The following is a 17,962-nucleotide window of genomic DNA, read 5'->3' as shown; positions in this document are numbered from 1 at the left end:
GTCTGAATGGAGAAATTGAAGAGAAACATGATCATTCTTAGGGGACAAGATAACAGGCGCAAGTCCGTTTTTTCCCTCCCCGGCCTGTTTCGTTGGAATCGATTGATCGCCCTGTTGGGTGCTATAGCTGTTCTATTATTCTTTGTATACCCCATCCTGAAGCTGGTTCTTCTCAGCTTTCAGGGTGAGCAAGGTTTAACGTTATCACATTATAATGAATTGCTTCAGCAGGAGCGTTTCTGGTCCACATTGCGCAATACCGTATATATCGTCACTGGTTCAACGGTGTTCTCGCTCGTGATTGGAACTGCACTGGCCTGGGTCGTCGCCTATACGAATATACGACACAAATCAGCTCTGCATATGGGGATCATGCTCTGTTTTATTCTTCCCTCGTATGTTCTCACGTTGTCCTGGTCCTCTTTTACCGGATCACAGAGCTGGCTTGCACATGTGCTGCAATGGATTCATCCCGATCTGGCTCCTTGGAGCATGTACAGTATGGGCGGTATTGTGTTTGTGATGGGTATTCATCATTTTCCGTTGGTGTATATGTTCACTTTGGATGTACTCCGCAAAATCCCGCGTGATCTGGAGTGGGCGGCCAGAGCTGGCGGTGCAAGCAGGATCGAAGTTTTCCGTCGTATTACATTGCCACTTGCCCTTCCGGGTCTAACGGCTGGCGGATTGCTGGTTTTCCTGGCTTCGCTGGACAATTTCGGAATACCTGCCTTCCTTGGCACACCTGTGAATATTTCCGTTCTCAGTACACTTATATATGAAGAAATTATTGGATTCGGGCCTTCGGCATTTGCTCGTGGTGCATCGTTATCTGTACTACTCGGTGCTGCTGCGGTAGTAGGTAGTCTCTTGCAATGGATTCTTTTACGTAAAAGCCATGCTTCGGATACGATGCAACCTGATCTTACCCCGAGATATGAATTGGGTCGCATGCGGAAGCCGCTAACCTTCGCCATATGGGCGGGTCTCGCATTGATTACAATTATTCCGTTGTCATCAATGATCTCGATGTCTTTAAAAAGAGCATATGGTCTCGGTTTGACTCGTGCCAATATGACTCTGGACAATTATAGATATATTCTCTTCGAGAATGAGCGTGTATGGCAGGCGATCCAGAACAGCCTGGCCCTCTCTCTAGTCACGATGCTGGCCTGTCTGATTATTGGTTCAGGATTTGCTTATATCCGGGTACGTAAGCCTAATCAATTCAATAAAATGGCCGAGCTGGCCACTGCCGTTCCTTATACCCTTCCCGGCATTGTGTTCGCATTGTCCATGATACTGGTATGGATGGAGCCGGTTCCCGGTTGGAACCCTGGCATATATGGCACCATGAGCATCCTGTTTATTGCCTACATCTGCCGATTCCTTATTCTTCAGATCCGTTCAAGTGTTACTTCATTCATGCAGCTGGATGCATCCATGGAAGAAGCTGCACGGATCTCCGGAGCTGGTTTCTGGCGTAAATGGACTGCTGTGCTGCTTCCCTTATTGCTGCCGGGTATTCTGACTGGAGGCATGTTGGTCTTCCTGACTGCCCTGACCGAGCTTACGGTATCGGCATTGTTATATTCATCAGGTTCGCAGACCATTGGTGTGACCATATTTAGTTTTGAACAGGCAGGAGATACCCTCTATTCAACTACATTGTCCAGTCTGATTGTTGCACTTATTGCGGCAGGAGGAGTTATTTTGCTCATCGCTCAACGCTGGGCAACTCGTAAGGGAGTGAAGTCATGAGTATTCAGATTCAACAGGTTAGCAAATCCTTCGGTAATTATCAGGCCCTACATTCCATTGATTTAACGATTAAGGATGGTGAATTCGTGGCGATCCTTGGACCGTCAGGCTGTGGTAAAACCACATTGCTGCGCATTCTTGCCGGATTTGAGCAGCCAAGCAGCGGTAATGTTCTGATGGACGGCAAGGTAGTTGCCGGTTCAGGGACATTGCTACCTCCGGAGAAACGCAGAATTGGCATGGTGTTCCAGTCCTTCGCACTTTGGCCGCATATGAATGTATCCGAACATGTCCGTTTTCCCATCCGAACGCATAAATCAACGCCTTCCCATATTAAAAATAACGAGCAGAACCGCATTCAGGAAGTGCTGAAAATGTCGGGACTGTCCCATCTGGCTGAACGTATGCCGCATGAGCTGTCCGGAGGACAAAAACAACGCGTCGCTATCGCACGCGCCATTGCCCCCCAACCGTCATTGTTGCTGATGGATGAACCCCTCAGCAGTCTGGATGCCATGCTTCGTATGGACATGCGGCGTGAGATTCAACAAGTACACCGGAATACCCAATCAGCGGTAGTTTATGTGACGCATGATCAGGGCGAAGCCCTTGCCATGGCTGACCGAATTATCGTGATGAAGGATGGTCGGATTGAACAGGCTGGCACGCCCCAGGAGATTTATTTGCGGCCGGAGACTGAATTTGTTGCGAGGTTTGTGTCCAAATCCAATTTGGTCAAGGGTCATTGGGATACAGACATGTTCATCCCTGAGGGCGTTACGAATATTGCTTGGCCTGGCAAGCATGTTGCAAACTATTTTAAATCCAACGGGTTGTATCCCGTTAGGCCCGATGAGTTTCATTTACATCCATCCACAGAAGCCGGAATAATGGGCGAGATCGCCAATGTTCAGTTTCAAGGGAAAGAATTTCACTATGATATTCGCAGTGATACCAAACGTTGGGAAGTCATCTCCCCTCTTCCTTTCGCCCTGAATGAACAAGTAAGTCTCAGTCTTTCCTCCGGCGGCGGTGAAGGAGTGTGACGTTGTGATTCAAACCCCAAAACTGATTTTCTTTGACATTGATGGTACACTGCTGGACCGCCATAATCGAATTCCCGCTTCCGCAAAGCAAGCTGTTCTTGCATTAAAGGAAGCCGGACATGTGGTCGCTTTAGCTTCAGGACGATCTCCGTTCATGTTGGAACAAGTGCGGCTTGAACTGGAGCTGGAGTCTTATGTTAGTTTCAATGGACAATATGTGATGCATCAAGGAGAACTCATTCACAGTAATCCTATCCGTTCGGAAGCTTTGGAGCAATTGTCTGCATTCGCTGAGTTGTCGGGACATCCACTCGTTTATCTTGATCATTCGCAGATGAGCTGCAGTCAGGAATATCATCCGCATGTAGACCTCTGTCTAACGTCGCTTGGTGTCACGCATCCTGGGTATAACAAGAGCTTTTGTACAAAAAGACTCATCTATCAGACGATGTTATTCTGCTCCTCAGAAGAGGAAACGGTATACCGTGAAAAGTTTCGTGAGCTCCACTTTGTGCGCTGGCATCCGTTGTCCATGGACGTTCTGCCCGCCGGAGGCTCCAAAGCCGAAGGTGTTTCCCGACTCGCAGAACGAACGGGGTTTTCCCCTGAACATGTGTATGCTTTTGGCGATAACTTCAATGACATGGAGATGTTCCGTTATGCAGGCTGCAGCATTGCGATGGGAAACGCTCCTCATTCTCTACAACAACTGGCGTCTCATGTTACAGCAAGTGCGGAGCAGGACGGGATTTGGCATGGTCTGAAATGGGCAGGTTTGTTGTAACGAAGATACCGCTTCCTTCACTGCGTACCAAATATATGTGTGTGCTAAAGACCTTCTCTATAAATATAGGGAGGTCTTTTCAAGTTGTCTGTTTTGTGGTCTTTTATCAATATCTATTCTTAGCTATACTGCAGTCTGTCCTTGTACCAGACGTCCGGAATCATCTTACGCTCCAGTTCCAACAATTCATGGATGATCTTGTCCGCGTCACTGATGGAACTCACGAGCGGGTCAGTGAGCATCGCCCTTCTCAGTTTCTCGTAGCTCTGTTCCAGAACAGCTTCAACCGTAAGCTCATGCGTATCCAGTACAAGTTCTTGCATTCCTCTTATCCCACGTAGCATCTCGCCTACATGGAGTGGTTTTATCCCATCCATATCTACATCGCACAATAGTTCCAGGAACGAATCGGTATTCATATTGGTTACCGCGTTTTGATTAAGCGTATTGATAAAGAACTTTTTGCCCAAGTTCCCCACCATATTCTCAATGATGTCGGTGGCATGATCCGGTCCGAAGCTACTCATGTAATCGGCAATCGGGATATTCCCCGCAAGAAAGTCATCCACCTGCTGCCACATCTCATCATGTCGCTGGTACCTGTCCTCTGTCTCCCAGATCGATAATGGGGGAATGGCGTCCGCAGTTTTGCCAAGCCCCTGCCAATACCGAACGTATTCCTTCGTGTGTGCCGTGCAAGTCGGAATGATTCCGAAAATATCATACAGTTCGTAGGTAATCGCATCGTTAAAAAGAGCTTTTGCACCACGATCACCGCCGTTGTTCTCGTCACCTGCCATCTTGCGCATGGCTTCTGCGATGGTGGGCATCACATTTTTTCCTTCATATTCGGCTTTGAGCAGCCAAGTGAAATGATTGACACCAGCAATGCGAAAATCGAAGCTCTGGTCTATTTCTGCGGTGAACTGACTTGTATTTTCGATGATTCCGGCTCGTACGGCATAATAGGCTTTCTTATGTGGCATATGATGACTATCGCACAGCGCAAACGATTTAAGCTTCGGTGCATATCGATGTAAAGCGATGCCATGAACGGTAGACGGGTTAATATAGTTAATCACCCAAGCATCCGGACACAACTCCTCAATGTCTTTGGCGCATTCCATAATAACCGGCAGTTCCCGCATCGCGCGAAAGATTCCGCCCGGGCCAATCGTATCGCCGGAACACATACGAATCCCATATTTTAGAGAAACTTGGCAGTCGATGCCCCGATATTTAACCGATTGCTCCGCAAAGCTGAGCACAACGAAGTCGGCTCCTGGAAGCACCTGTCTTCGGTCCACTGAACCCTCAATTTTTAGGGATACGTTGTTCTCCTTGGCGACCATTTCCGCTAGTGTTACCATTTTCGAGAGCCGTTCCTCGTCCGTATCCACCAAAGCCAGTGTTCCCTGATTCAAATATGGGGAGTGGACCATCTGCCAGATGGACTGTCGACCGAAAAATAGACTGCCCGCCCCAATAACGACTACCTTTGGATGCTGTGTACTTGTAACATTCATCAATAACCCCTCCTCGTAACGATATAAGTTCATTATAGGTGAGTGGGCTGGAATCGGAATGTGTGATAGTTTTCAAAACATGTCATATAGTACGATAGTTAACAAGAGATAAATCCTTTAGTATGATAGTGAAAAATAAAGGATGTCATATAGTGGAGAGGGATGGTTTGGATTAGATGCATGCAGGAACTGTAAATATGAGTATAATCGACGAACTTTCGGAGTATATCACACTTCGCATGAGCTCTTATTTAGAACAAACGCACGACAGCACTTGGACGGAGCACAAGTCTCATTCCGATTATGATCTGTGGTTCATCACAGCAGGCTCCGTCCAGATTACCATCGATGGAATCGAGCATATGGCAGAGCCGGGTGACGTGGTGTTTTTTTATCCGGAAATGCCCTACACTGCTTCCACGACTGGAGAGCTGTGCCGATTCGTATACATGCACTTTGATTTCAGCATCGCTGAGCAGAAGCGAATTCTCGCCGAGTTTCAACTCCCTGGCATCGTACCTAGTAACTTGATTCGGGAGGAATCAACACTGTTCACCTCGTCTTATCGAAGGTTTAAGCAGAGTAGTGGCGCTTCCGGAAGTCCACTTTACTTGAAAGCCTCCCTGCTTCTCGTCATCGCCAAAATTTTTGAATTACACGGGCAAGGCCTGTATCATGGTGAGTTTCTGAAAGACCGAAAACCGAGGAAAACCGAAGGAAGTCTGGAGGTTCTGCAGAACGTATTCCCATACGTGGATGCGAATCTGCATCGTGCCATCCGAGTTAACGAGCTTGCGGCCATTGCGGGCGTCTCTGAGAAATATTTTATTTCTTTGTTCAAGAAAATTTTGGGTATTACACCCGGACAGTACATCAATCAGATCAAAATGAATCGGGCCAGAGACTATCTGTACGAGAAAAAATATACGATTCAGCAAATTGCCGGATTTCTGGGTTATCCCGATCCCTTTACGTTCTCCAAAGCATTCAAAAAATTCTACAACGTGCCCCCTTCCAAATTTGAATAACATACCGCAGACAAACAAAGAGGCAACCGATCAATCCGGCTGCCTCCATACTTGATGAATCCTTGGTTATTCAGGGTTTAGTTTACGTACAAGTCCCTTCAGCGTCCCTCATACTCAAAAGGAGCTTCAGTGGAATACATCTCATGGAAAAATCCTTTGTACGGTATATCCTCTTCCAGACATTTAATGAGATACAACAGTTCTTCGTCATCCTCTTCCGGCTCCTCCCCTTCGCGCTGCGTCACCTCAAAATGATCCACAATATTCTCCAGAAGGCTGACTTGAATAAATAAAGGCAGCTTCTCCAGCATGGCATCAGAAACCTGGGTTTCTGATGTGTATCCGGCGAGCACGGTTTGGAAATAGTCATCCATGAACTGTTTACGTTTGTCCGCTTCAGGTTCAAATTGAACCCAACCGACTCCGTTTATCCACAAACTTGCGAGGTCAAACATGTACCAGCCAAAACAGGAATTGTCGAAGTCATATACCGTGATTTGTCCCGTATCAAAATCGATCGAATAATTCCCGTCATTATAATCGAAATGGATCATGCCAAATGTCTCCTGGCTCGCCCCCAATTCTTTTACCGCTTGGAGAAGTTCCACCATTTTGCTTCTGAGCAGAGAAAATGATTTAGGGACCAACTTCTCGATATACTCCCCATTATATTTGTCCAAAAAATCATGCCTGCTATGAACGGGTGCATAGCTTTTGGATAGCTGATGCATTCTGCCCAGAATTTTGCCGCTATTATAATAATATTCAGTAAGTGGGACCCCTTCACGATACTGATAATGGTTCTCTACCAACAACTTCCCCTTAGCCCTCATAAACATACAGATAAAGAACGTATGCTCATCATAAGTGATCTCTTCCAGCAGATGACCTTTTTTCGAGTTGACTACATTCGAGACACTTGCACCATGTTCAAATAAAGACCGGACATACTCAAGTTCGGCCATGTAATCTTCCCGCTTTCTGTCAGGCAAAAAAGATACTCGGAGAATTAGCGATTCGCACCCCTCTTGCTCACAGGTGTAAACGACATTCCGTCCACCCTCATGAGGCGGGATAAGATGAATATTGTAACCCTCCAGATGAAACAGCTCGGATACCAATGCAAGTACATGCGTATTGCTAATGTTAACAGCCTCGTTAAAGTTAATAATGATCTCCTTCAGTAAACATTGTCGGGACGATTTCCCGCACTGCAATGTCCACAAAAGGAATCCCTGTAACGCAAATATCCTTTTGTGAACCTAAAGCACAATCACCTTGTTAGACATTGAATTCACTCCTCTTGTTTGAATAAAACAATTTTACATAATTATCCCTTATTTGACTAGTGCAAAATAAAGACCGCCCATATGGGCGGCGTGTAAGAATTTTATAATTACAGGGTTTCTCCGTTCGTTTCAATAACTTGTTTGTACCAGTGGAAGGAGTCCTTGCGAGTTCTTTCAAGCGAACCATTGCCGGCATTGTCTTGATCTACATAAATGAAACCATAACGTTTGCCCATTTCAGAAGTCGAGCAGCTAATGATATCGATAGGCCCCCAGCTAGTGAAACCCATCAATTCAACGCCGTCAGCGACAGCTTCTTTCATCTGCTCAATGTGGCTGCGCAAGTAATTGATGCGATAAGGGTCATGCACTGCCCCGTCCTCTTCCGGTGTGTCGATAGCACCCAGCCCGTTTTCAACGATGAAGAGCGGCATCCGGTAGCGGTCATACAATCGGTTCAGCGCGACGCGAAGACCAATCGGATCGATAGGCCATCCCCATTCGGTAGCTTTCAGATGAGGGTTTTTAATCTGACTTACCAGCACACCAGAGTTGCTGTTGTCATTCGGGTCATACTTTCCGATATACGTCATGTAATAACTGAAAGCAATAAAGTCCACGGTATTATCCCGGATAATGGCATCGTCGTTAGGAGCTTTAACCAGTTCAATGCCGTTTTCCTCAAAATATCTTTGCATATAGGATGGGTATTCGCCCCGTGCCTGTACCTCTGGGTAGAACAGGTTCATCTGATCTTCCTTCATCGTCTGCAACACATCTTCCGGTTTACTAGAAGCAGCATACGTTTCCAGACGGCAGATCATGCAGCCAATCTGAGCATTTGGCATCTTCTCTTTACCACTTTTGACAGCCAGTGAGCTTGCTACAAATTGATGATGAGTTGCCTGATAGGCTACTTGCTCCGTTGTACCCTTAATTTTATCTTCCAAAATGCCGCCGCCAGTATACAGACTTGTAAGCATCATATTCATTTCATTGAAGGTAATCCAGTATTTCACTTTGTCTTTGTAACGGTCAAACAGCGTATTGGCAAATTTCAGATACAGATCGATCATCTCGCGGCTTTCCCAGCCGTTGTACTTGCGGGTTAACTCTACGGGCATCTCGTAGTGAGAGATCGTTACGAGCGGCTCAATGCCGTATTTCAAGAGTTCGTCAAGCACGTTATCATAGAAGGCAAGACCAGCTTCATTGGGAACTGCTTCTTCTCCTGTCGGGAAGATCCGTGTCCAGGCGATTGAAAGACGAAACACTTTGAAGCCCATCTCCGCAAACAAGGCAATGTCTTCTTTGTAGCGGTGGTAGAAATCCACGCCGTTCCGTTTCGGGAAATATACGTTGGTGTTACCGCTCAGATATTCTTCTAATTGAACAGAATCCACGTCGAAGGTGAAATCCTTGCCATTGCGTTCCTCATGAGGAACGAATGGAGCCATGTCTGAGGTAGAGAGTCCTTTGCCGTCTGCGTCATATGCACCTTCCAGCTGATTGGCAGCGGTAGCTCCGCCCCATAAAAATCCTTCAGGAAATGAGTGTTTAATTGTTTTTGTCATGTTGTTTCTCTCCTTTTGTTGTATATGGTATTTATGAAGCTGTTAACGAACGGTGAGGAGAAGCAATTCATTCATTGGAATCACCCCCTTCACCTGAACAGGTACTACATCGAGGTAATCCGGCGTATTGGTTACGATGACTGGTGTCACAAGGTCAATACCCGCACCCTGAATGCCATCCATATCAAATTCCAGAAGCAAGTCACCCTTCTTCACTTCTTGTCCGGCAACAACCTTCACGTCAAAAAATTTCCCTTTGAGCGACACACTGTTTAGTCCAACATGAATGAGAATGTCGATTCCACTGGATGATGTCAGCATAATCGCATGTTTACTTTTGGCAACCAAAGTGACGGTTCCGTCAAAAGGAGCTGTAACACGTCCATCCTGCGGACGAATTGCAATACCTTTCCCGGTCATTTCCTGAGCAAACGTTTGATCCGGAAGCTCTGCGAGCGGCACCAATTCACCAGTGAGCGGGCTGAACACCTCCCCCTTCTTTTCCTCGATGGAATGTACTGTGACAGGTGTCACCGTTTCTTGAGAAAAGGCAGTAGTTGTATTCAGTTCCTGTTCGGTTAATGTTTGTGCTGAGTCGGACATGGCGGAATTGCGTGTATTTGGCTCTTCCCACTTGAGCAGCAGAGTCACTACAAAGGAAACGCTAAAGCTGATGCCAATTCCGATTAATGCATACCAGAAATTAGACATGCCACCATTCGGGCCAATATATAACGGAAGTGAAAGCAATCCTGGTACAGCAAAACCGAAGCATTTCAGACCCACTGCGGTAATAAAGCCACCCCCTGCTGCCCCACCAATGAGTGAAGCGTAAAACGGTTTTTTCAGCTTCAAGGTGACACCATACAGTGCGGGTTCAGTAATGCCAAGCAAGGCTGATATGCCACTGGATAAAGCAATGGATTTCATTTTTTTATCTTTGGTCTTGAGGAAAACAGCCGTGACTGCACCAGCCTGACTCATATTGGTTATCAGGTTGATCGGTAGTAAAAGCACGTCATATCCGAGTTTACTCAGATTCTGCAATGTGCCTGGGAAGAACGCATAATGCATACCCGTCATAACAATCAGAGGCATGAGGCCGCCGAGAATAATGCCGGTTAACGGACCTGAATGGGCAAAGAGCCAGGAAGTACCCATTTCCAGATAGATGCCCATGTAATTCCCTAGGGGGCCAATCGCAATTAATAGAATCGGCACCGTGATGACTAGCACAATCATCGAGGTAAAGATGACTTTGACAGGACCGGGAATAAAACGATCAACCCAGCGATGTACATAACTCAGAAGCCACACACCCAGAATAATGGGAATAACGGACTGGGTGTAATTCACAATCGACACGGGCAGCGAGAGAAAACGAATCGGTTCAAGCTGGTTTGCCAGATACGCATTCAGAATCGTTGGGTACAATAAAGTACCTGCAAGCGTCAGGGCGATATATTCATTCACTTTGAACTTGCGGGCAGACGATAGAGCCAGAAGAAAAGGCAAGAAATAAAAGGCCGCATTTGCGATTGAAGACAGAACTTGATATTCACCGCTTTTCTCCTGTATTGCGCCAAGTGTAACGAGCAGTGCCAGAATCCCCTTTAACATCCCGGTACCTACGATGGCAGGCAGAATCGGAGTGAAAATGCCGGAGATTGTATCCAAAACAGCATTAATCCCTTTAGAGCGCGGCGCGTCTGTTTCAGGCTTTGATATGCCACTCTGCTTCATCTGATCCTCGATCTGTTCATATACAGCTGCAACATGGTTGCCAATTACCACTTGAAACTGATCGTTCTGAAACTGTGCACCGAGCACGCCATCGAGTGCTTTGATCTGTTCCAATTGAACTTTGTTTTGCTCTCGAACATTGAAGCGAAGTCGTGTGATACAATGCCAAGCTTGCGTAATATTTTCCTGTCCGCCCGTTAATCGAATAATTTCTTTGGACAACTCCCGGTGATTCATGATGCTTCCTCCTTTTTTGGCGAAAAAAAAACCAAATGTAATACCGGCCCGCCGCAGATGCGAAGTCGGAAACATTTGGTGGTGCCTGATCGAATCAGTAACACTCCATATTCAATTCATATTGATGATGGTATAACTTCAAACAGGTTGTATTGAGATTAATCCATATCGGTACGGGATGTCACTCTCTCGATGTGTATCATGAGATATACCATCTCATCGGGAGTAATCACGAATCCGCGTTGCTTCTCCATCGCCTCCTTTATTTTGAGTGCGCATTGGAAGCTGACAGGATATCGCTCCGACAATACATCATATAGAAATTGCTGATCTTTAAACGAGAGCACTTCCCTGTTCAACTGACGAACAATGAAGTATCTCAGATGGGTGATGAACCTGGAAAAATCAGCAGATTCCTGATTCAGTGTCATCCTAAAGTGTTCCGTCATGATACCTAAAATGTCATTAATCATCTGTGTAATTTTAATCGTTTGGTTCATACTGCCCGAGTCGAATTGTGAGTTCACGAAATGAAGGGCAATAGAGCTTGATTCACCAGATGGCAGTGAGACTAGAAAAACTTCATTGATTTTTTGAACTGCCCATTCTCCGGCACGGTATTCGGCAGGATATAGATGGCGAATGTCCCAGTGAAGAGGATTTTGCACATCCACGCCTTTTTTGAAACGATCCAGCGCAAAATGAATATGGTCCGCAAGTGTTAACAGGATCGAGTCATTCAGCTTTTTTCCAATCAGCGTTTTGCCTTCTTCAATAATCTGATCCGTAATGTCGATGACTTGCAGAGGGATATCGCTGAGAAATTGCTCGACTCGCTGATATTTGTCATTCGAGCCGATTCGGAACATTTTCTGGATCTGGCTCTGCTCAATCGGTTGCCCTTTCACTTTTTTGAAGCCAACACCCGTTCCGATGACAATGACTTCGCAACCTTCCGTGTCTTCCGCCAGGGCGATGTTATTGTTTAACGATTTTTTGAACCTCATGATGTTCTCACCCCCAATATACAAAAAGCACCACCATGGTCCAGAACACAAGTCAAACAAACTTGTGAAATCCAGATTGTGGTGGTGCCTGATCGAATCAGTGACACTCCTTATTTAGCTGTATTCTATACCAGCCATGTAATCGTTGTCAATACCATTACTCTGGAATTGTTATGCACTTCGTTCATATGGAGATTGCCTCTATATAAACTAACATGAAATCGCATATCCTATTCATCCGAAGTTTTGTTTTCCTGAGCATTATAATAGTATCGAATCAGGATATCCTGATCATAGTTGCCAAAACCTTTGCCAAACAGGGTAAGCCCACCTCGGCCAGCTACTCCCTCTTCCGGCTTCATTCCAAACGTCCAATAGGTGGAAGAATCCAGTTGCAGATCATGGATACGCACATCCGAGATGCGCTGGCCATCCATAAACGTCCCTTCTCCGTTAATGCGCAGTACTTTCAGTACACCATACTGGTTGACGTCCAATTTCCACCATAGCGGTGTATGTTTTCCTTTCCGATCCCCAAAGTCCCCAGGGCTTGTCCATGTTCCTAGGTGTTTTCCATTAAGGGAGAAACGGATGTCGGAAGGCCAGTTTTCATTGACTTGGGGTGCTTCCGAACTGAGTTCGAGTGAAATTTCAATTTCCTGGAGATGCTGTTCTGTATTCAGATAATTGGGAATCTTATATTCCAGAAAACCTCGTGCCAACCAGAGAATACCCGCATTGACCCGGTCCGGGTCCATGAAGCAGGCCGGGGTATCATATTGCCCAATCATCTGCGTTGTTGTTGCAATACCACAGGTGGGCCAAGCTTCGTAATCCGTATACTGACCAACCGGAATCGAGACTTCATGGTAAGGAGCATCAACTGGTTCAGGGGAGAGATTGATCGTCATAAATTCTTGCAGAATAAAGCAGTATTTATACGTTCCACCGTTCTCTCGCTTCATGCGGCTGCCTACGATGCCCGCTTTCTGCAATTTGCTCACATGTGTACTAACGATGGCTTTGCTCAGATACAGCTCTTTGGCAAGCGCATTGATATGCATCTCCCTGTTTTGCAATAATAAGCGAACGATATTTAAACGGGCCTCGCTGGCGAGCGCCTCATAGATGATCAAGGACGAGGCATCCGTGCCAAGCATCATGAACTTCACTTCCCTATCTCTATAGAATCCAATATATTATTGATTTAGAATTCGTTATTTAGCGAATCCTATAAAATAAACTTGCTCAATATAATAGCATTATGATACACATTAGATAACAAATCAATGAGTTGATTTTGCTTTTATGCGAACTCATCGTGAAATGAAGTTTCTTACACACTTAAAATTAATTCTATGGAGGTTTTCCCATTGCTTACATCCAAAATGCTTATTGATAAAGACTTTCAGATTGCTGAAGTTGATCCGCGTGTATACGGTTCATTTGTAGAACATTTGGGACGGGCTGTATATGGCGGTATTTATGATCTAGGTCATCCTACGGCGGATGCTCAAGGTTTCCGTCAGGACGCCATTGAAGCGATCAAGGCTCTAAATGTACCCATCGTTCGTTACCCAGGTGGCAATTTCGTATCCGGTTACAACTGGGAAGACGGTGTGGGCCCGGTAGCCGAGCGCAAACGCAGACTTGAACTCGCTTGGTGGACGATTGAAACGAATGCGGTAGGAACAAATGAATTTGCAGATTGGGCCAAACTGGTTGGAACCGAAGTGATGATGGCTGTAAATCTGGGTACTCGAGGCATTGATGCGGCCAGAAACCTGGTTGAATACTGCAACCACCCATCTGGCACATACTGGAGTGATCTGCGTATCTCTCACGGTTACAAGGACCCGCATAAATTCAAAACCTGGTGCCTCGGCAACGAAATGGACGGTCCTTGGCAGATTGGTGCAATGACTGCATATGAATATGGCCGTATTGCCAATGAGACCGCTAAAGCGATGAAATGGGTAGACCCGGAAATTGAGCTTGTGGCCTGCGGCAGTTCCAGCCGTGACATGAGTACATTTGCAGATTGGGAAGCAACCGTGCTGGATCTCACCTATGAAAATGTGGACTACTTGTCCCTGCATCAGTATTACAACAACAACAAAGACAACACGTATGACTTCCTGGCGACATCGCTGGATCTGGATCAATTTATTGATAGTGTGGCTTCGATCTGTGATTTTGTACAAGCCAAGAAACGCAGCAAAAAGAAATTAATGCTGTCTCTGGATGAATGGAATGTCTGGAAATCCATTGGCACAAGCCGTATGGAAGAACGGTGGCAGATTGCCCCTCCAGAGTTTGAAGATGTGTATACACATGAAGATGCACTTGCAGTGGGCTGTTATCTGATTACGCTGCTCAAGCATGCTGATCGTGTGAAAATGGCTTGCCTTGCACAGCTTATTAATACCATCGCACCAATCATGACGGAAAATAACGGAGCGATCTGGTTCCAGACGACGTATTTCCCGTTCATGCACGCATCCAACTTCGGTCGTGGTACGGTGTTGCGATCCATCACAACTTCACCTAAATATGATTCCAAAGACTTTACAGATGTACCTTATCTCGAAGCGATCAGTGTGCATGATGAAGAGAACGGTACGATCACAATCTTTGCGGTGAACAGACATCTGGATGAACAGTTGGAACTGAATGTGGATCTGCGTTCCTTCGGAGAAACCACATTTGTGGAGCATATCGTATTGGAGAATAACGACTTAAAAGCCACCAATACGAAAGAAAACCCGCGCAATGTCCTTCCGCACAACGGCGGGCATACAACGGTTGACCAGGGTAAAGTGCAAGCAGTCTTGAACAAAGCGTCATGGAACGTGATTCGCCTGAAAACTAAACAGGCTTAATAGTAGCGGAATAGAGTTTGCTTCTACTCTGCAAGATCAGCATTGTTTTTTACACCCCGTACAATTTCTTTGTACGGGGTGTATTTAGGTGTATTTGTTTCTCTCACCGTTTCTTTCTCGTATGCAGCATAAGCAAATAAGCCACCCTCCGCCTAAATACGGAGAGCAGCTTGCAGTGAAGCATCTAGCTGAGAAGATTAGGAACTGAACAGATCAGAAAGAGATCAGATCACCCAACACACTAGCAATCCTTCCTTCCCAGATGCAACGAAGGTTGTGTTCTATTTCACGATTTTCATTTCAAGTATTATCCTTGTTGTGCTTCCTCTTCACCTTCGGCTTCTGCCGCAGCCTGGCTTGCTGGAGTCATCAGCCCTTGAACTGCCCCCATAAATGGCTGAATCTGCTTAATCATGCCATACCCCATTTTGACCACAGGTGTAAACCGCTGGATCATGCCAAACAAACGCATACCACCGCCTAACATACCTCCAATCGAGCCTGCACCGCCAAAGCCACCTAACAATGAGCCTAGCATAGGCATGAAAGATGATACCTGAGCTTGCCGAGACGTTGAACGAGACATCGACCGGGATCGAACCTGCGACTTACGAGTGCTGTTCGCCCGTTTAACTTTTCTCGAGGATGCTTTTTTTCTCGTAGCCCCTGCTTTAGGTTTTGTTTTGCCAGCACTGCCTTCAGATGAGGGTGCTGTGATTGCGGCCTGAGTAAGCTTTCCGCCCCCGGTAATCACTACGCCTGCGTGGTTGACACCAGAGATGTAGCCAACGTACGTTTCGCCATTATGAAGAGTCACGCAGACTGGACGATCTTTGAGCCGTTTTGCCTTGACGTGTATTTCATTGGTCTTAGCCATGGAATTCACCTCACTTGACTTGATCTACTTCAGTCTACGCAATGGGTGGACGACTTGCCTGTGCGAATAACACATCCGTGTGTCGAAGCAGGAAGATTCTTACATGGCTCCTGTCTCAGATATGCTCAATATACATCTCATTCAAAATATGACCCATACGATATGTGTGCTCTGCCAATTCAGATTTCACATATGATTCAATATCACTCTTTTCAATATTGTACATGACTTCCATTTCTTTAGAAAAAAGAAGGTGCCCCTCATTGATTTTCTGTTCCAACGAGGTTATCGGTTTGGGTTTCAGATCACCACCGAGCACCTGCTGAAGTGCTTGCACATATGTTTCAAGAGAACGCGCTCCGACAATTTTTAACCCTTGGTTCTCTTCGTTCACAATGATAATTGATGGGAAACCTCTAACTCCCAAACTAGCCACACTCTCAAAGTCTTCCTCTAATAACTCTTGTGCAGATGGCTGTGCAGCCGCTTCAACCAATTGTTTTCCATTCAAACCCAGTTGATCGACGATATCCGTCAGCACATCATCTTCTCCAATATTTCGATTAAATGCAAACACGGCTTCCCGCGCACGTCTTAGAAAGTCATGCTCTTTACCAGGGTGCGTACTCTGAATGACCTTAAATACGCGAGATGGCGGATAAGAAGAAAGTATTGGATTATCGTGCCATAAGGAACCGTCGATGGGCATGCGTGAATGCTCACCCACTTCCTTCCAATGCGATGCAACGTCCGAAGGCTTCTGAATCCCGTTAGCGCCATCCGAGAAACCATTCCAGTTAGCCAGTAGCCCACCCATTTTGATTTGCAGCGTAAAATAATGACCGTATTCCTCAACAAACCGATGAAGCACAGGCTCAAGCGCCCAGCAGTGAGAGCAGATCGGATCTGTTGCGTAATAAAGAGTTATCCTTTTCTCAACGTGATTCAGATTGATTTCTTGCATCGCCTCTTCCTCATTCACACCACATACGCCTGTTTCCAGATCACACATCATTGATTCGTTACTCACGTTTATCCCGCCTTTATATTGTCTTATGAATTGATTTTCTTGTGTTAGTTTGATTATAATGTCTACAATCTTCTGAACAAGTACGATTCTTTTTCTGACTTAGTATCAAAAAGTATACTATTGGAGGGTATCAAGTGAAATACGAGTTTAATTTCGATCAGTTATGTCCAGCGACTTATGCATTTCAGGTCATTGGTGGCAAGTGGAATCTTCCGATCCTGGCAATCCTCAGTGAAAATGACTGTATACGTTACAATGAATTAAAAAGAAGACTGCCTGGCATTACCGGAACGATGCTAACGAACTGTTTGAAGGATTTGATTCATTACGGCATCGTGCATCGGGAGCAATATAACGAGGTGCCACCGAGAGTGGAGTATTCGCTCACAGAATCGGGCAAGGAATTGGTTCCTTTAATTGAATCCATGGTAATGTGGGGTCAGAAAAATATGACAGCAGGCGTGAAGCAACAAGATATATAACTCTTGGCCTAATTTAACCCCTTATCATAGATGTTCATTTTTGAATCGCCCTGTACACTTTGTTCAACGGCAAAAAGGCTATTTCACTGGACCATCATGTCCTTTGAAATAGCCTTTCCTTTATAAATACAAGACGGCCGCTTGTTTACGACGTGTGCACATCTAACCATTCAGGTCCTCATCTTCTTCATTCCCCAAATACATAACCGTTTTTTCTCCATCAACCAATCTAATAATCTGCTTTCGTAATTTTGAAGGAAATAACGGTAGTTGGAGTATATGTTTAATTTCAAGCCATTCATATTCTACTTCGTCGTCACTTGGCAGAATAGAATTGTCATGCTCCATTAAACCTATGTACTCGCATAAAAAAACAAAATCTACACGATGAAGAGCTTCACCATATACACCTTCAATGACAAATTCCAATGATAACGGTTCTACGTCTACTCCGATTTCTTCCGCAACTTCACGCTTCACAGCATCGGTCAGCGTTTCACCTGCATTCTGGCTCCCACCAGGCAGGATATAGATCACTTCATCATTATCATCCTGCTTAATTGCCAGCATTCTCCCATCTTTAATGATCAATGCTTTTGCAGAGTTTCTAATCTTTCTCTCCATTACTAATCCCCCATATATATCTGTATCAAGTTGTTGAAAGTTGATTCCATTTATCTTCACGATCTCCATGAA

General features: G+C 45.5%; 15 protein-coding genes. 6 read left to right on the top strand and 9 right to left on the bottom strand.

Annotation, left to right across the window (positions count from 1 at the left end; genetic code table 11):
* Nucleotides 1-27: 27 nt before the first annotated feature.
* Genes AC1S8V_RS14965 through AC1S8V_RS14955 form a run of 3 tightly spaced genes read left to right on the top strand, consistent with a single transcriptional unit; the run spans nucleotide 28 to nucleotide 3,591 of the window.
* Nucleotides 28-1,761 carry an ABC transporter permease gene (locus AC1S8V_RS14965; protein WP_482074263.1) on the top strand — a complete coding sequence of 578 codons (1,734 nt, stop codon included), beginning with the start codon at nucleotides 28-30 and terminating at the stop codon, nucleotides 1,759-1,761.
* On the top strand, nucleotides 1,758-2,807 hold the full coding sequence (locus AC1S8V_RS14960; protein WP_482074262.1) for an ABC transporter ATP-binding protein: 1,050 nt from the start codon (nucleotides 1,758-1,760) through the stop codon (nucleotides 2,805-2,807). Before AC1S8V_RS14965 ends, AC1S8V_RS14960 begins: the two co-directional genes overlap by 4 nt.
* 7 nt (nucleotides 2,808-2,814) lie before the next feature.
* Nucleotides 2,815-3,591, top strand: coding sequence for a Cof-type HAD-IIB family hydrolase (locus AC1S8V_RS14955; protein WP_482074486.1), 777 nt, complete (start codon nucleotides 2,815-2,817; stop codon nucleotides 3,589-3,591).
* A gap of 119 nt (nucleotides 3,592-3,710) precedes the next feature.
* Here AC1S8V_RS14955 and AC1S8V_RS14950 read toward each other — a convergent pair whose 3' ends face one another.
* The gene (locus tag AC1S8V_RS14950) at nucleotides 3,711-5,117 is read right to left on the bottom strand and encodes a family 4 glycosyl hydrolase (protein WP_482074261.1); all 1,407 of its coding nucleotides are present in this window, start codon (nucleotides 5,115-5,117) and stop codon (nucleotides 3,711-3,713) included.
* A gap of 176 nt (nucleotides 5,118-5,293) precedes the next feature.
* Between AC1S8V_RS14950 and AC1S8V_RS14945 the strand changes: the two genes are divergently transcribed.
* Nucleotides 5,294-6,145 carry an AraC family transcriptional regulator gene (locus tag AC1S8V_RS14945; protein ID WP_482074260.1) on the top strand — a complete coding sequence of 284 codons (852 nt, stop codon included), beginning with the start codon at nucleotides 5,294-5,296 and terminating at the stop codon, nucleotides 6,143-6,145.
* Nucleotides 6,146-6,243: 98 nt separating this feature from the next.
* On the opposite strand, the gene AC1S8V_RS14940 is transcribed toward AC1S8V_RS14945, so the two are convergent.
* From AC1S8V_RS14940 to AC1S8V_RS14920, 5 genes are all read right to left on the bottom strand, one after another.
* Entirely contained in the window at nucleotides 6,244-7,371 is a 1,128-nt protein-coding gene (locus AC1S8V_RS14940; protein ID WP_482074259.1) for a phosphotransferase enzyme family protein, read from the bottom strand.
* Nucleotides 7,372-7,541: 170 nt separating this feature from the next.
* Complete coding sequence (locus AC1S8V_RS14935; RefSeq protein ID WP_482074258.1) at nucleotides 7,542-9,008, bottom strand: glycoside hydrolase family 1 protein; 1,467 nt, start codon at nucleotides 9,006-9,008, stop codon at nucleotides 7,542-7,544.
* 42 nt (nucleotides 9,009-9,050) lie between these two features.
* A complete protein-coding gene (locus AC1S8V_RS14930; RefSeq protein WP_482074257.1) occupies nucleotides 9,051-10,988 on the bottom strand; it encodes a beta-glucoside-specific PTS transporter subunit IIABC in 1,938 nt (645 codons plus the stop codon).
* Between the two features lie 158 nt (nucleotides 10,989-11,146).
* Complete coding sequence (gene licT / locus AC1S8V_RS14925; RefSeq protein WP_482074256.1) at nucleotides 11,147-11,995, bottom strand: BglG family transcription antiterminator LicT; 849 nt, start codon at nucleotides 11,993-11,995, stop codon at nucleotides 11,147-11,149.
* A gap of 230 nt (nucleotides 11,996-12,225) precedes the next feature.
* Complete coding sequence (locus AC1S8V_RS14920) at nucleotides 12,226-13,158, bottom strand: ArsR/SmtB family transcription factor (protein WP_482074255.1); 933 nt, start codon at nucleotides 13,156-13,158, stop codon at nucleotides 12,226-12,228.
* Between the two features lie 225 nt (nucleotides 13,159-13,383).
* Between AC1S8V_RS14920 and arfA the strand changes: the two genes are divergently transcribed.
* Entirely contained in the window at nucleotides 13,384-14,877 is a 1,494-nt protein-coding gene (gene arfA, locus AC1S8V_RS14915; RefSeq protein WP_482074485.1) for an arabinosylfuranosidase ArfA, read from the top strand.
* A 307-nt stretch (nucleotides 14,878-15,184) separates the two neighbouring features.
* Here the strand turns inward: arfA and AC1S8V_RS14910 are convergent, their stop codons facing one another.
* Nucleotides 15,185-15,754 (bottom strand): hypothetical protein, encoded by a 570-nt coding sequence (locus AC1S8V_RS14910; protein ID WP_482074254.1) that lies wholly within the window; start codon nucleotides 15,752-15,754, stop codon nucleotides 15,185-15,187.
* A 115-nt stretch (nucleotides 15,755-15,869) separates the two neighbouring features.
* The gene (locus AC1S8V_RS14905; protein WP_482074253.1) at nucleotides 15,870-16,784 is read right to left on the bottom strand and encodes a DsbA family oxidoreductase; all 915 of its coding nucleotides are present in this window, start codon (nucleotides 16,782-16,784) and stop codon (nucleotides 15,870-15,872) included.
* Nucleotides 16,785-16,918: 134 nt separating this feature from the next.
* Between AC1S8V_RS14905 and AC1S8V_RS14900 the strand changes: the two genes are divergently transcribed.
* A complete protein-coding gene (locus tag AC1S8V_RS14900) occupies nucleotides 16,919-17,266 on the top strand; it encodes a winged helix-turn-helix transcriptional regulator (RefSeq protein WP_482074252.1) in 348 nt (115 codons plus the stop codon).
* A gap of 162 nt (nucleotides 17,267-17,428) precedes the next feature.
* Here AC1S8V_RS14900 and AC1S8V_RS14895 read toward each other — a convergent pair whose 3' ends face one another.
* A complete protein-coding gene (locus AC1S8V_RS14895; RefSeq protein WP_482074251.1) occupies nucleotides 17,429-17,890 on the bottom strand; it encodes an NUDIX domain-containing protein in 462 nt (153 codons plus the stop codon).
* Between the last annotated feature and the right edge of the window lie 72 nt (nucleotides 17,891-17,962).

Source organism: Paenibacillus sp. B46(2026), from assembly GCF_056786355.1.
This window is presented reverse-complemented; position numbering and strand designations above follow the sequence as displayed.

Excerpts from the sequence above, each read along its gene's own strand:
- AC1S8V_RS14945 (WP_482074260.1), top strand. The coding sequence starts at position 5,294 with ATGCATGCAGGAACTGTAAATATGAGTATAATCGACGAACTTTCGGAG.
- licT (WP_482074256.1), bottom strand. The coding sequence starts at position 11,995 with ATGAGGTTCAAAAAATCGTTAAACAATAACATCGCCCTGGCGGAAGAC.
- AC1S8V_RS14920 (WP_482074255.1), bottom strand. The coding sequence starts at position 13,158 with ATGATGCTTGGCACGGATGCCTCGTCCTTGATCATCTATGAGGCGCTC.
- AC1S8V_RS14930 (WP_482074257.1), bottom strand. The coding sequence starts at position 10,988 with ATGAATCACCGGGAGTTGTCCAAAGAAATTATTCGATTAACGGGCGGA.
- AC1S8V_RS14965 (WP_482074263.1), top strand. The coding sequence starts at position 28 with ATGATCATTCTTAGGGGACAAGATAACAGGCGCAAGTCCGTTTTTTCC.
- AC1S8V_RS14895 (WP_482074251.1), bottom strand. The coding sequence starts at position 17,890 with ATGGAGAGAAAGATTAGAAACTCTGCAAAAGCATTGATCATTAAAGAT.
- AC1S8V_RS14950 (WP_482074261.1), bottom strand. The coding sequence starts at position 5,117 with ATGAATGTTACAAGTACACAGCATCCAAAGGTAGTCGTTATTGGGGCG.
- arfA (WP_482074485.1), top strand. The coding sequence starts at position 13,384 with ATGCTTATTGATAAAGACTTTCAGATTGCTGAAGTTGATCCGCGTGTA.
- AC1S8V_RS14960 (WP_482074262.1), top strand. The coding sequence starts at position 1,758 with ATGAGTATTCAGATTCAACAGGTTAGCAAATCCTTCGGTAATTATCAG.
- AC1S8V_RS14910 (WP_482074254.1), bottom strand. The coding sequence starts at position 15,754 with ATGGCTAAGACCAATGAAATACACGTCAAGGCAAAACGGCTCAAAGAT.
- AC1S8V_RS14935 (WP_482074258.1), bottom strand. The coding sequence starts at position 9,008 with ATGACAAAAACAATTAAACACTCATTTCCTGAAGGATTTTTATGGGGC.